The organism is Scleromatobacter humisilvae (assembly GCF_023231945.1).
GTDB classification, from domain to species: Bacteria; Pseudomonadota; Gammaproteobacteria; order Burkholderiales; family Burkholderiaceae_C; genus Scleromatobacter; species Scleromatobacter humisilvae.
In genome coordinates this window covers 24,332-37,632 of the sequence record NZ_JAJLJH010000012.1, presented here as the reverse complement: position 1 = coordinate 37,632, position 13,301 = coordinate 24,332, and the positions used below count along the sequence as shown (strand labels likewise).

At 71.3% G+C, this 13,301-nt stretch carries 14 protein-coding genes, 1 other RNA gene and 1 riboswitch; of the genes, 12 read left to right on the top strand and 3 right to left on the bottom strand.

From position 1 onward, the window contains the following. The first annotated feature begins 4 nt into the window (after nt 1-4). The 3 genes from LPC04_RS25700 to LPC04_RS25690 all read left to right on the top strand — a co-directional run bounded on the left by LPC04_RS25700 (nt 5) and on the right by LPC04_RS25690 (nt 4,284). Entirely contained in the window at nt 5-2,155 is a 2,151-nt protein-coding gene (locus LPC04_RS25700) for a transglutaminase TgpA family protein (RefSeq protein WP_275685175.1), read from the top strand. A gap of 65 nt (nt 2,156-2,220) precedes the next feature. Then, entirely contained in the window at nt 2,221-3,435 is a 1,215-nt protein-coding gene (mltB, locus tag LPC04_RS25695; protein WP_275685174.1) for a lytic murein transglycosylase B, read from the top strand. A gap of 129 nt (nt 3,436-3,564) precedes the next feature. Next, entirely contained in the window at nt 3,565-4,284 is a 720-nt protein-coding gene (locus LPC04_RS25690; protein ID WP_275685173.1) for a hypothetical protein, read from the top strand. Between the two features lie 3 nt (nt 4,285-4,287). Here LPC04_RS25690 and LPC04_RS25685 read toward each other — a convergent pair whose 3' ends face one another. The 3 genes from LPC04_RS25685 to LPC04_RS25675 are packed head-to-tail and all read right to left on the bottom strand — an operon-like array spanning nt 4,288 to nt 7,883. After that, nucleotides 4,288-5,028, bottom strand: coding sequence for an ABC transporter ATP-binding protein (locus LPC04_RS25685; RefSeq protein ID WP_275685172.1), 741 nt, complete (start codon nt 5,026-5,028; stop codon nt 4,288-4,290). Beyond that, on the bottom strand, nt 5,025-5,957 hold the full coding sequence (locus tag LPC04_RS25680; protein ID WP_275685171.1) for a FecCD family ABC transporter permease: 933 nt from the start codon (nt 5,955-5,957) through the stop codon (nt 5,025-5,027). Before LPC04_RS25680 ends, LPC04_RS25685 begins: the two co-directional genes overlap by 4 nt. Nucleotides 5,958-5,984: 27 nt before the next feature. Next, on the bottom strand, nt 5,985-7,883 hold the full coding sequence (locus tag LPC04_RS25675; protein WP_275685170.1) for a TonB-dependent receptor plug domain-containing protein: 1,899 nt from the start codon (nt 7,881-7,883) through the stop codon (nt 5,985-5,987). A gap of 80 nt (nt 7,884-7,963) precedes the next feature. Continuing rightward, a riboswitch (cobalamin riboswitch) is annotated at nt 7,964-8,223 on the bottom strand. Between the two features lie 140 nt (nt 8,224-8,363). On the opposite strand from LPC04_RS25675, the gene LPC04_RS25670 reads away from it, so the two are divergent. The 9 genes from LPC04_RS25670 to LPC04_RS25635 all read left to right on the top strand — a co-directional run bounded on the left by LPC04_RS25670 (nt 8,364) and on the right by LPC04_RS25635 (nt 13,189). After that, on the top strand, nt 8,364-8,624 hold the full coding sequence (locus tag LPC04_RS25670; protein ID WP_275685169.1) for a DUF904 domain-containing protein: 261 nt from the start codon (nt 8,364-8,366) through the stop codon (nt 8,622-8,624). Then, nucleotides 8,621-8,977 (top strand): cell division protein ZapA, encoded by a 357-nt coding sequence (locus LPC04_RS25665; RefSeq protein ID WP_275685168.1) that lies wholly within the window; start codon nt 8,621-8,623, stop codon nt 8,975-8,977. Before LPC04_RS25670 ends, LPC04_RS25665 begins: the two co-directional genes overlap by 4 nt. A gap of 92 nt (nt 8,978-9,069) precedes the next feature. Continuing rightward, nucleotides 9,070-9,254, top strand: a non-coding RNA gene (gene ssrS / locus LPC04_RS29110) — 6S RNA. 15 nt (nt 9,255-9,269) lie between these two features. Then, nucleotides 9,270-9,773 carry an EVE domain-containing protein gene (locus tag LPC04_RS25660; RefSeq protein WP_275685167.1) on the top strand — a complete coding sequence of 168 codons (504 nt, stop codon included), beginning with the start codon at nt 9,270-9,272 and terminating at the stop codon, nt 9,771-9,773. Beyond that, entirely contained in the window at nt 9,770-11,008 is a 1,239-nt protein-coding gene (locus LPC04_RS25655; protein ID WP_275685166.1) for a BaiN/RdsA family NAD(P)/FAD-dependent oxidoreductase, read from the top strand. The genes LPC04_RS25660 and LPC04_RS25655 overlap by 4 nt, the downstream gene beginning before the upstream one ends. Before the next feature lie 215 nt (nt 11,009-11,223). Next, nucleotides 11,224-11,436 (top strand): 30S ribosomal protein S21, encoded by a 213-nt coding sequence (rpsU, locus tag LPC04_RS25650; RefSeq protein WP_012346814.1) that lies wholly within the window; start codon nt 11,224-11,226, stop codon nt 11,434-11,436. 151 nt (nt 11,437-11,587) lie between these two features. Continuing rightward, nucleotides 11,588-12,034 (top strand): GatB/YqeY domain-containing protein, encoded by a 447-nt coding sequence (locus LPC04_RS25645; protein WP_275685165.1) that lies wholly within the window; start codon nt 11,588-11,590, stop codon nt 12,032-12,034. An 18-nt stretch (nt 12,035-12,052) separates the two neighbouring features. Further along, on the top strand, nt 12,053-12,397 hold the full coding sequence (locus LPC04_RS25640) for a protein tyrosine phosphatase family protein (RefSeq protein ID WP_275685164.1): 345 nt from the start codon (nt 12,053-12,055) through the stop codon (nt 12,395-12,397). A gap of 114 nt (nt 12,398-12,511) precedes the next feature. Then, a complete protein-coding gene (locus tag LPC04_RS25635; protein ID WP_275685163.1) occupies nt 12,512-13,189 on the top strand; it encodes a DUF6515 family protein in 678 nt (225 codons plus the stop codon). The last annotated feature ends 112 nt before the right edge of the window (nt 13,190-13,301 follow it).

Genomic DNA, 13,301 nt, shown 5'->3' with positions numbered 1-13,301 from the left:
CGTGATGGCCGGCACCACGATGTCCACCGGCGCGGCCAACGCGCTTGCGCACTCGCGCTGGCGGGCGCCCTCGCGCGAGGCGCGCGACACGCTGTTCATGTTGGTGCTGATCGGCTGGACCCTCTTGCCGCACCTGTTCAACCTGCCGCTGTGGGTGGCCGGCATGACGGGCGTGGTGCTCGCCTGGCGCGGCTGGCTCGCGTGGCGCCAGGCGCCGCTGCCCGGCCGCGGCGCGGTGCTGGGCCTGCTGGGGCTGGCCGCGGTGCTCACGTTCACCGCGGAGAAGACGCTGGTCAGCAAGGACGCGGGCGTCACGCTGCTGGTGGTGCTGATGGCGCTGAAGACGCTGGAGCTGCGCGCGCGGCGCGACGCGCTGGTCGTGTTCTTCCTCGGCTTCTTCCTGGTGCTGACGACGTTCCTGTACTCGCAGTCCCTGCTCACCGCGGTGGGCACGGGGCTGTCGGTGTGGGGCTGGCTCACGGCGCTGACGCTGGCCCATATCCCGGCCGGCCGGCCGACGATCCGCCAGGCCGCCGCGCTGGCGGGCCGCGCAGCGCTGATCGGCACGCCGGTGATGATCGCGCTGTTCCTGCTGTTCCCGCGCATCGGGCCGCTGTGGCCGTCGGCCGATACCGCCAACCGTACCGGGCTGTCCGACCACCTCGAGCTGGGCACCGTGTCCGACCTGGCCAACGACGACAGCATCGCGTTCCGTCTGCGCTTCGACGGCCGGCCGCCGGCCGCCGCGCAGATGTATTTCCGCGGCCCCGTGCTGGTCGAGACCAACGGCCGCGACTGGCAGGCGCAGTCGACCTTCGACGGCCGCACGCGCCGCGGCGCGAGCACGGCCGACAGCGTCGAGCAGCGCGGCAAGCGCACGCCGTACGAGATCACGCTGGAGCCGACGCAGCTGACCTGGCTGCCCCTGCTGGAGCTGACGCCGCCGCAGCCCGCCCGCAGCAGCAACGACCCGGCGCAGGGCGTGCAGGTGCTGGACGGCTCCGACGTGCGGCCGCTGGCCGACCTCGACCTGCAATGGCGCACGCGGCGCCCGATCGCGCAGCGCGTGCGGCTGCGCGCGACGGCCGGCCTGGACGACCGCATCGTCGGCGCGACGCCCACCGAGCTCGGCGAGAACCTGCGCCTGCCGCCGCAGTTCTTCCCGCGCACCCGCGCGTGGTCGCTGCAGTGGCTGCACGAGCACACGCCGCCCGGGCAGGCGCCCGATCCCGACGCCCTCGTCGACAGCCTCTACCGCTACATCGGCCATGCGGGCTTCACCTACACGCTGTCGCCCGGCGCGTACGAAGGCGATCCGGTCGACGAGTTCTGGCTCGATCGCAAGGTCGGCTTCTGCGAACACTTCGCGACCTCCTTCGTCGTCGTGCTGCGCGCGATGGGGATCCCGGCGCGGCTGGTCACCGGCTACCAGGGCACGGACGCCCAGCCCGAGGACGGCTACCTGGTCGTGCGCCAGAGCAACGCGCACGCGTGGGCCGAATACTGGAACCCGGCCCGCGGCTGGGTGCGCGCCGACCCGACCGCCGCCGTCGCGCCCGACCGCATCGAGCGCGGCCGCGCGCTGCAGCCGGCCGCGGGCTTCGTCGGCAATGCCATCAACGCCGTCAGCCCCGGCATGATCGCGCGCCTGCGCACCTGGCGCGAGACGATGGACAACCGCTGGCGCGAATGGGTGCTGGGCTACAACCGCAACGCGCAGTTCGACCTGCTCAGGAAGGCCGGCATCGGCTCGCCCGACACCGACGACCTGGGCCGCCTGCTGATGATCGTCATCAGCGGCGCGGCCCTGGTGGGCACGGCCATGGCCTGGTGGGACTCGCACCGGCGCACGCCGGGCCAGCGCGCGCAGCGCCGGCTCGCGTCGGCGTTGCGCGCGCTGCAGGCGCACGGCGTGCAGGTGGCGGCGCACGAGTCGCCCGGCGTCGTGGCCGCGGCGCTGCGGCGTCGCTTCGGCCCCGCCGCCGAAGGCCTGTCCCGGCGCCTCGATGCGCTGGAGCGACTGCGCTACGGTCCGCCCGGCGATGGCACGACGCCCGACTGGGACGGCGTGCGCGCCGCCGCCCGCGCGCTCGCGGCCGTGCTCGTGTCTCCCGCGCGCGCGGGGGACGCGGCGCCCGCGCGCGCAAGCCCCTGAGCGCGGGCGTGCGATCGGCGCGACACGGCCGCGGCCGGCGTGTCCGCGCTGGCTAAACTGGATCGATGATTCCCGCGCCCGAGACCTGTCCGCCCAATTCCACCCAACTCGGCCGCCCGCTCGCCATCGCCCTGATCGCCGGCGCGCTGCTCGCGACGGCCAGCGCCGGCGCGATCGCCCAGGCCAGCGCGCCCGCGGCATCGGCGTCCAGGGCCGCGCATGCCAGCGTCAAGGCCCAGCCCGCCGCGAAGAAGAAAAAGAAGGCCAAGCCGGCGGCCGTGCGTGACGACGACGCGCCCGACAGCTTCGTCTACGGCCGCCGCGACGACGTGCTGGCGTTCGCCGCGCAGGTCGCCGAGGATCGCGGGCTGGATCGCGCGTGGGTCGAGGATCAGCTGGCGCGCGCGCGCTACCAGCCCAGCGTGGCCAAGGCCATCATGCCGGGGCCGGCCGGCACCGCGAAGAACTGGGCCGCGTACCGCGCGCGCTTCGTCGAGCCCAAGCGCCTGGCCGCGGGCGTGGCGTGGTGGCAGGCGCATGCCGCGACGCTGGCCGACGCGCAGCAGCGCTATGGCGTGCCGCCGGAGATCGTCGCCGGCGTCGTGGGCGTCGAGAGCTTCTACGGCCGCATGACCGGCAACTACCGCGTGCTCGACGCGCTGGCCACGCTCGCATTCGACTTCCCCAGCGGCCGCTCCGACCGCAGCGCGTTCTACCGCAGCGAGCTGCGCGCCTACCTCGTGTGGTGCGCGCTGGAGGGCCGCGACGCCGACACCACGCGCGGCTCTTTCGCGGGCGCCATCGGCTGGCCGCAGTTCATGCCCAGCAGCATCCTCAGGTTCGCGGTGGACGACGACCACGACGGCCACGTCGACCTGGCCAGCGGCGGCGACGACGTCGTCGGCAGCATCGCCGGCTACCTTGCCCGCTTCGGCTGGCAGCGCGACCTGCCCACGACGTTCGCCGTGCTGCCGCCGGTCGATCCGGTGGCCCGCGCGCGGCTCGTCGCGGCCGACATCGTGCCGAGCTTCACGGCGGCGCAACTCGCCGAGGCCGGCGCCCAGCTGCCCGACGACGCGCGGGCATTCACCGGCCCGCTGGCCTTCGTCGAACTGCAGAACGGCGACAACCCGGCCAGCTACGTGCTGGGCACGTCCAACTTCTACGTCGTGACGCGCTACAACTGGTCGGCCTACTACGCGATGGCCGTGATCGATCTGGGCGCGGCGCTCAAGCGCGAGATGGCGCTCGCCCCCGCGGCGCGCACGATCGGCAACTAGCGACGGCGGGTCGCGGGCGCGGCACAAAACGATACGCAGCGATACCTCCTCGACAGCATCGCCGTTCACGAAGCGGCAACGATGGCGCACCGGTCGACAAGCCCGTCGGCCGCACAACGAGGAGACTCCATGAATCCGAATGAATCCGCCGCCCTGCCGCGCGTCGACACGCGCGTCGCCGGCCTCCTGATGCTGGCCTCGGCCATTCTCTCGATCGTGTTCGTCGCGCTCGACCCCGAGGTCACCGCGACCACGTCGCGCGCCATCCTCGAGGCCATGGTCGCCAACGGCCCCAGGCACCGCGCCGTCCACGGCGTGGAGCTGGCCTGCGTGCTGGGCCTCGCACTCGGCTTCACGAGCCTGGCGGCGCGCCTCGGCACGCAGCGCTCCGCGGTGCGCGGCGCGCTGATCGCCTACGTGGTCGGCTGCCTGGCGATGATGGCCGCGGCCGTCACCGACGGCTTCGTCACGGGCGACGTCGCGAGCTACTACCTGCAGGCAGGCCACAGCGCGGACACAGGCCGCGAGATGATCCATCTCTGCTACGTCGTCGTGCAGGACTTCGCCGCCGCCTCCTGGTTCTTCCAGTCGGCAGGCGTGCTGGCGATGGCCTGCGCGCTGCTGCGGGAACGCGGCGCGCAGCGCGTCGTCGGCGTGCTGGGACTGGCGACCGGGGCCGTGCCGCCGATCGCCATCCTCGCGACCTGGCCGGCGATGGACTCCGGCATCATCATCGGCATCCTGTCGGCCCAGTTGGTGTGGAACGTGGCGGCCTCGGTGCTGCTGATGCGGCGGCCGGGCTCTCGCGAGTCCGGTGGGACGATGGTGCAGCCCGCGCTCGCGGCCTGAGCGTCAGGCCGGGATCCAGGCGCCCTCGACGCTGCGCCACGCACAGCCGTAGGTGCGCTCCAGCACCGGCGCGCTGAGGATCTGTTCGACCGGCCCGGCCTGCCAGAGGCCGTCGCCGGACAGCGCCAGCACGTGCGTCGCGACGCGCGCGATCCAGCTCGGGTCGTGCGCGCTGGCGATCCAGGCGCGCTTGCCCGACGCCGCGCCGCACAGCCAGCGGCCGACGAGCTGCTGGTGCGCCGGATCCTGGAACGACACCGGCTCGTCCAGCAGCATCAGCGCGGCGCCCTGCATCGCGCATTGCGCGAGCGCGACGCGCTGGCGTTCGCCGCCGGACAGCTGGTCGGCACGGCGCGCGGCCAGCGCGGCGATGTCCAACGCAGACATCAGTTCGGCCGCGGGTGTGGCGGCACTCGACGCCACGACCTGGCTCAGCGCCAGCGTGCGCTTCACGGTCAGCGCGAAGCGATCCTGCGCCTGCTGAGGCATCAGCGCGCGCGTCGCGGCCGCGGCGCCGACCGGCCAGTCCTGCTGCGGCCGGCCCTGCCACAGCACCTCGCCCGTGCGTTCGGGCACGCCCAGGCCCGCCAGCGCGCGCAGCACGAGGCTCTTGCCGGCGCCGTTGCGGCCGATCACGCACCAGCGCTCGCCGCCGCGCACGCGCCAGTCGAGGCGGTCGACCAGCGCGCGGCCGGCGGCGCGCACCGTCAGCGCCCGCGTCTCGAGCAAGGGCGTCGCGCTCACTTGACCCCCTTGGCGAGGAACCAGATGAAGCACGGCGCGCCGATCAGCGCCATCACCGCGCCGACCGGCAGCTCCAGCGGCGCGACGGCGATGCGCGCGAGCAGGTCGGCGCCCATCAGCAACGCCGCGCCGGACAGCATCGACAGCAGCGCCAGCTCGCGCGTACGCAGCACGCCCGCGAGGCGCCAGCCCTGGGCGACGACGAGCCCGACGAAGCCGACCGAGCCCGACGTCGACACCGCCAGCCCGACCGCCAGCGACGCGAACACCAGCAGCTCGAGGCGCAGCCGGCGCACCGGCTCGCCCAGCAGCCAGGCCGCGTCGGCGCCCAGCATCAGGCGATCGACGGAGCGGCCGCGCGCCCACAGCCAAGCGACGAACAGGCCCGCGCCGGCGAGGTTCCACAGGCTCGCGTCGGCGCCGGACAGGTCGCCCACCATCCAGAAGATCGCGCCGCGCAGGCGCTGGTCGGGCACCAGCGCGAGCATCAGCGTGGCGATCGCGCCGAAGACCGACGCCAGCATCGCGCCCAGCAGGATCAGGCGCGGCGAGGCGTCGTCGGCGGCCGCGAGCGCGGGGCGCGCGAGCCACAGCAGCGCGAGCCCGGCGACGAGCGCGCCGGCGGCGGCGCCGATCCAGAGTTGCGCGCCAAGCAGCAGCGCCGTCAACGCGCCGACCGACGCGCCGGTCGAATGCCCCAGCACATACGGGTCGGCCAGCGGATTGCGCAGCAGCACCTGCAGGCTCAGGCCGGCCAGCGCGAGCAGGCTGCCCACGCCGGCCGCGGCCGCCACGCGCGGGGCGCGCAGCGTGACGATCAACGGCCAGTCCCAGCCGCCCGAGCCGAGCCCGAGCGCGAGCGCGGCCACCAGCGCCGTCGCGAGCGCCAGCAAGGCGATCCGGACGATGGCGGGGTCGCGTCGGGGCATCAGCTCATTGTCCGACAGCGTCGCGGCTCACTGCCAGTGGCCGCGCAGCGTGACGAGCAGCGTGCGCCGCGGCGCCGTGTAGCCGAGCACTTCCGGCGTGCGGTTGTTGGCGACGTTGTCGACCTTCGCCCCGATGCTCCAGTTCTCGGACAGCGCGTGCTGCGTCGACAGGCCCAGCGTCGTGCGCGCCTTGGCCTGCACCGTGGCGAAAGTGACCGGGTCGCTTTCGAAGCGGCGGCCGTCGTAGTGCAGGTAGGCGCCGGTGTCCCAGCCGAGGATGGGCAGGCGGTAGCTCGCGGTGACGATCGTGCGCGCGCGCTTGGCCAGCGGCGTGTCGTCGTCGGTGTCGCGCGGATTCTGGAACGTCGCGTCCAGGCCGAGCTTGCCGTAGCCGGTGTCGCCGTCGGCCGCGAGTTCGATGCCGCGGTTGGACGCGTGGCCGATGTTGATGCTGTCGAAGGTGACCGGGTCGAAGCCGATCAGGTCGCGCTGGCGCTGCGAGAACCACGTCGCGCGGGCGAGCCAGCCGGCGCCCGTCCAGTGCACGCCGAGTTCGATGTCGCGCGAGTGCTCGGCCCTCAGGCTGTCGCCGGGGGCCGCGAATTCGAGGTCGCTGAAGCTGGGCGCGGAGAACGCGGTCGACACTTGCCCGACCACCTTCCACGCCGGCGTGATGCGCCAGCCCAGCGCCAGCAGGCCCGTGTCGGCGCTGCCGTAGTCGTCGGCATGGTCGTGGCGCAGGTTGGCCTGCACGTCGACGGCGTCGAGGAAGCTGCCCAGGTAGCCGATGCGCTCCGACTTCGTCACGCGCGTGCGCTGCGGATCGAGCTCCGCGCCGAAGCGCTCGCTGCGGTCCTCGTATTGGACCTGCACGCTGTGGTCCGGCGCGAAGCGCCAATCGAGCTGCGCGCCCAGCAGCCGCGTGCGGCCGGAGCCGTAGGTGCTGTTGGGACCGAACTTGCCGTCGGCCTCGGTCGGGTCGTGGAAGTGCTGCAGCGTCTCGCCGGCGCTCAGGTCCAGCTTGAGCGTGTCCAGCAGCTGGTGGTGCGACTGCAGCGAGAACTCGTCGAGCGTGGTGTTGAGAACGTCCTGCTCGATGGCCTTCGTGAGACCGTCGTAGGCGCTGTGGGTGTCCGAGTGCATCAGGTTGAACTCGGTGCGCTGGCCCGGCAGCCAGGTCTTGCCGACGCCGAAGGTCGCGCCGTCCTGGTGGGCGCCGTCGCGGTCGGGGTTCACTCCCGGGTTGGTCCTGGGATCGCCGGCGCTGTAGCCGTTGGTCGTCTGGCCGGAGATGCTGGCGCTGAGATCCAGCGGCGTGGCGGCGTCGCCGAAGCGGTGGCCGATGCTGGCGCTGCCGTTCGAGGTGCCCAGGGTGCCGACGCCCAGCGCGACGCTCGCGCCGCTGCCGTGCTTGGTGAAGATCTGCACGACGCCGCCGACCGCGGAGCCGCCATACAGGCTGGACAGGTTGCCGCGCACGATCTCGACGTGGTCGATCTGGTCGAGCGGGATCAGCTCCCACGGCGCGGAGCCGAAGTCGGCGCGCGACAGCGGCGCGCCGTCGATCAGCACCAGCACCTGGTTGGAGTTGGCGCCGCGCACGAAGACGCTGGTCTGCGCGCCGAGCGGCCCGGTCTGCGCGACGCCGAAGCTGGTGAACGTGCGCAGCAGGTCGGGCAGGTCGGTGGCCGGCGAGGACTCGATGTCCTTGCGGCTGATGACGCTGGTGCTGGGCAAGGTGTCGGGCAGCTTCTGCTCGACGCGCGCGGCCGTGACAACCACTTCCTGCGTCGGCGAATCGGACGCGGCCTGCGCGAGGGCGGCGCCGGCGGCGAGCAGCGGCAACGCCGCGACGATGGTGGAACGCGAGAACGCCGCGACGCGGCTGTGCGCGGGCGCGAACGACCCGGTATGGCGAGACTTCATGGGAGCAACTGCTATTCTTCAAACGTGGCCGCCAGCGTCCCCGCAGGCACCACCGAACGATCGCCCAGCGCTCGCGCGCGGCCGATCACGGGCAATTGGCCGGTATCCGGGCTGGCGGAGAGGCAGCTTGTCGGGGCCTTCCCATGCGTTCTCGCGAACGCACAGTGACCATGGGACGACAGCCGATGTCCGTTGCCTTTGCAGGCTTGGACACCCTTCGCGACCGTTGCGGGGGCAGCTCAGGTGGGGCCGGCACTTCGGAGAAGGCGGCCGTCCTGATTCCCGTTTGACTCGGACGGCACGACAGGCCGTCCGGAGCACCAACTGAAGAGCGGATCGTACCATTCGACACCGTTTTTCACGCTCGTCGCGCGGCGCGCGCGCAACGGTCGCACGCCGCCTCGTTCGAGGGCTTGCGAGCGGATGGCGGCCCGCTTCGCGCCCCTACAATGGTTCTTTGTCGTCCCAGCGTCCCGCCCCATGTCACGCCTGCCGGATCTCGCCGAACGCATCGAACGGCTGCTGCTGCGCCACGAAGAGCAGAAGCGCACCAACACCTTGCTGGAGCAGCAGCTGCGCGCCGTCACCGACGAGCGCGACAACCTGCGCTCGCGGCTGGCCGCGGCGCGTGCGCGCATCGATGCCCTGATCGACCGCCTGCCCGCGTCCGAGGGCGGCCGGGCCGACGACGGCGCCAGTCCCGCCGATCCCGGCGACAGCCCGCGGAGCGTGCAGCCATGAAGCAAGTCGAAGTCACGATCCTGGGCCAGAGCTACCTGCTGCAGTGCCCCGAAGGCGGCGAGACGCTGCTGCAGACGGCCGTCGCTTCCGTCGATCGCGAGATGAGCGCCATCCGCGACGCCGGCAAGGTCAAGGCGCGCGAGCGCATCGCGGTGCTGGCCGCGCTCAACCTCGCGTACCGCCTCGCGGAGGCGCCGCGCGCCGCGCCCGTGGCCGCGGTCGAAGGCGGCGTGGCCACGCCGCACGTGGAGCACGCCGAGGCCAGCGAAGCGCGCAAGGCCGCGGCCGCGCAAGTGGAGATGCTGATCGCCCGTCTCGACACCGCCTTGAGCGAAGACGGACGCCTCCTTTAACGCATCTTCGAAATCACGTTCGTCAAGTGATTTTGTAGGCCCTCTTTACGTCTCTGATGCTCGCCTTCGCGGCGATCGGACGCATAGAATGGATTCGTCCGTCGCGTTCGCGAGGGTTTTATATTTCCTTGAACCGATGCGCTTTGCGCTAGGGCTTGGAACATCGTCTGGTTGGTGTGATCGTCTCGCGTCAGATGAACCCGAAGCCAGTCTGACCTCGCCCACCTGAACACCCCTGGGTTCAGGAATGCGGCCCGAGGTTCGCGGCGGACACCCTCTTCTTCTTCGAGCAATGCCTTCGTACTGGCTGATGAAAAGCGAGCCCGACGAGTGCTCGATCTCCGACGTCGCTGAAGCCCCCGGCCACAAGGTGCCGTGGATCGGCGTGCGCAACTACCAGGCGCGCAACTTCATGCGCGACCAGATGCGCGTGGGCGACGGCGTCCTCTTCTATCACTCGAGCTGCGCCGAGCCGGGCGTGGCCGGCATCGCCGAAGTCGCCAGCGCGGCCTACGACGACGCGTCGCAGTTCGACAAGACGAGCCCCTATTTCGACGCCAGGTCCGACCCCGCGAAGCCGCGCTGGCAGCACGTCGACGTGAAGCACCTGGCCACGACGCCGCTGCTGTCGCTGAAGGCAATGCGCACGCGGCCCGAGTTCGCCAGCATGGTCCTGCTCAAGCCGGGCAGCCGGCTGTCGATCACGCCGGTCACGCCAGACGAGTGGGTCGCCGTGATCGCCGCGCTCGTCGAACTCGGCGCGAAGCCGTCCATCGCGAAGCTGGTCAAGGCTTGAAGCGCGTCGACGTCGTCGTGATCGGCGCCGGCGCGGCCGGCCTGTTCTGCGCGGCGCAGGCCGGGCAGCGCGGCGCGCGCGTGCTGCTGATCGACCACGCCGACAAGATCGCCGAGAAGATCCGCATCTCGGGCGGCGGCCGCTGCAACTTCACCAACCGCGATGCGACGCCCGCCAACTTCCATTCGCGCAATCCGCACTTCTGCCGCTCGGCGCTCGCGCGCTACACGTCGCAGGACTTCATCGCGCTGGTGCAGCGCCACCGCATCGCGTTCCACGAGAAGCATCGCGGCCAGCTGTTCTGCGACGATTCCAGCCAGCAGATCATCGACCTGCTCATGCGCGAATGCGAGGACGGCAACGTCGAGCGCTGGCAGCCGTGCGCGGTGCGCGCGTTGCGCGCGCGCGAGGGCGCGGGCGAGCGCGCGCCGCGCTACGAGATCGATACCGACCGGGGGCCGGTCGAGGCGCGCAGCGTGGTCATCGCCACCGGGGGCCTGCCGGTGCCCAAGATCGGCGCCACCGACTTCGGGCTGCGCATCGCGAAGCAGTTCGGGCACCCGCTCGTCGAGCCACGGCCGGCGCTGGTGCCGCTGGTCTTCGACGCCGCCGAGTGGGCGCCCTTCGTCGCGCTGGCGGGGGTGTCGCTCGAGGTCGAGATCTCCTCGGGCAGCGGCAAGCAGCGCGCGCGCTTCGTCGAGGACCTGCTGTTCACGCACCGCGGCCTCAGCGGGCCGGCGGTGCTGCAGGCGTCGAGCTACTGGCAGCCGGGCGAGACGCTGCAGATCGCATTCGCGCCGGGCACCGACTGGTGCCAGACGCTGTCGCGCGCCAAGGCGACGTCGCGCCGCCAGCTCGGCAACGAGCTCGCCACGCACCTGCCGCAGCGGCTGGCGCAGGCCTGGCTCGCGCGCGGCGGGCTGCCGGAGGACAAGCCGATGCCCGAAGTGGCGGATAAGCCGCTGCGCCAGCTCGCGGAGTCGCTGTCCGCCTGGCGCATCGCGCCCGCCGGCACCGAGGGCTGGAAGAAGGCCGAGGTGATGGCCGGGGGCGTCGACACCCGCGAGATCGATTCGAAGACGATGGAAAGCAGGCGCGCGCCGGGGCTGCACTTCATCGGCGAGGTGGTGGACGTCACCGGCTGGCTGGGCGGTTACAACTTCCAGTGGGCCTGGGCCAGCGGCTACGCCTGCGCGGAGGCGCTGGCGGCCGATTCGCGCGTCGCCGCGGCCTGAGACGCCCCGCAAACCGCCGTTTGCGGGACTGTTGGCAAAAAACTGGCGCCACCAATAGTTTCGGGGTAGAATCCTAGGCTTTGCTGGCAAACCGCGTGTCGATCTTTGTCCAACTTCTAGAAACCGAGGCGCCCTGACTCACGAAAGTGAGCGAGCGAACCGGGTCTGGACAAGGACTCCGAGCGCAATATCTCTCCCGAAGGATTCTTCGAAAAATGACGACCATCCGTGTCAAGGAAAACGAGCCGTTCGACGTGGCCCTGCGCCGCTTCAAGCGCACCATCGAAAAGCTGGGTCTGCTGACCGAACTGCGCGCGCGCGAGTTCTACGAGAAGCCCACTGCCGAGCGCAAGCGCAAGAAGGCCGCGGCCGTCAAGCGCCACTACAAGCGCGTTCGCAGCATGCAGCTGCCCAAGAAGCTCTACTAAGAGTTTCGCGGAGCTCTCGAGCTCGTTTCCTCCGGATCGGCGCGCAAGCGTCGAGTCCGAAGCCGAAAGCCCGTGCGGGACGCCGCAGCGGGCTTTCGTCATTTCCGGACACGATTACAGTATTCCCGAGAACAAAATCGAAAGGCAGACCATGACGCTGAAGCAACGAATCTCCGACGACATGAAGGCCGCGATGCGCGCCAAGGAAGCCGACCGCCTGCTCGCGATCCGCAACCTGATGGCCGCGATGAAGCAGCGCGAGGTGGACGAGCGCATCGAGCTGGACGACGCCGCCATCGTCGCGATCGTCGACAAGCTCGTGAAGCAGCGCAAGGATTCGATCGATGCCTTCACCAAGGCGGGCCGCACCGACCTGGTCGACAAGGAAACCGGCGAGCTCAACGTGCTGCTGGGCTACCTGCCGCAGCGGCTGGACGCCGACGCCATCGCCGCCGAGGTCAACGCGATCGTCGCCGAGCTCGGCGCCGCGGGCCCGGGCGACATGGGCAAGGTGATGGCGGCCGTCAAGGCGAAACTCGCCGGCAAGGCCGACATGGGCCAGGTCTCCGCCGCGGTGAAGGCCGCGCTGAGCAAGTAACGCCAACCAGGATCCGCCATGCAGACCACCCTGCCCCTGCGCCAGATCGCCGACGACGTGTTCGTCGCCCCGCAACTCGACGCCGCCGCGATGGCGGAGGTGGCGCGCCTCGGCTTCAAGAGCGTCGTCAACAACCGGCCCGACTTCGAGCACGGCCCCGACCAGCCCACGTCGGCGCAGGTGGAAGCGGCGGCCGTGGCGGCCGGCCTGCAATACCGTCACCTTCCGGTCGCCGGCGGCTACCAGTCGCCCGAGGAAGTCGCCGCGTTCCGCCAGCTGCTGGCCGACATGCCGCACCCGCTGCTGGCGTTCTGCCGCTCGGGCGCGCGCTCCACGCGCCTGTACCAGCTCGCGCAGTCCTGAGACGAAGCGGCGCTGCCCGCGGTCCGCTTCACGCGTCGTTGACATGATGCAATGGACGAATAACATCCCAGGTCGACAATGGACCCGGGAAGCATCCCGTCCAACAGGCACAACATGACGCTACGCAAGTCCCTTCTCGGTGCGGCTCTCGTCCTGCTCGCGTGTGCGAGCAGCGGCGTGCTGGCGCAGGAACACGACCACGATCGCGGACATGGCGGGCCGGGTCGTGCCGGCCCCGGTCGTCCCGGCCCTGGCCCCGGCGCGCACTTCGACGGCCGCTTCGGCCACAACCACTACTACCCGTCGCGCGGCTACGTCTACGGCACGCTGCCGGTCGGCGCGGTGAGCATCGGCTTCGGCGGCGGCAACTACTTCTTCCACGGCGGCGTCTGGTACCGCCCCTACAGCGGCCGCTACATCGTCGTGGCGCCGCCGATCGGCATCTACCTGCCGGTGCTGCCGCCCGACTACGCCACCGTCTGGGTCGGCGGCGTGCCCTACTACTACGCCGACGACGTGTACTACAACGTGGCACCGGGTCGCGGCTATGTCGTCGTGGCGCCGCCGCCGGGCGTCGACACCACGCAAACCATGGCGCCGCCCGCGCCCCCGCCCGTCGCGGCGGATCCGATCTTCTATCCGCGCAACAACCAGAGCGCGGCGCAGACGGAAGCCGATCGCCGCGATTGCAACACGTGGGCCACGTCGCAGCCCAACGCGATGGCCGACGCGAAAGTGTTCCAGCGCGCCACCGAGGCGTGCATGGACGGCCGCGGCTACACGGTGCGCTGACCACCGGCGGCTGCACGCCACGCGACAAGGCCTCCACGCGGAGGCCTTTTTTTCTTGGCGCCCCGACGACAAAAAAAAGGCCTCCGTTCCCGAAGGCCCTTCTCGTTCCGAC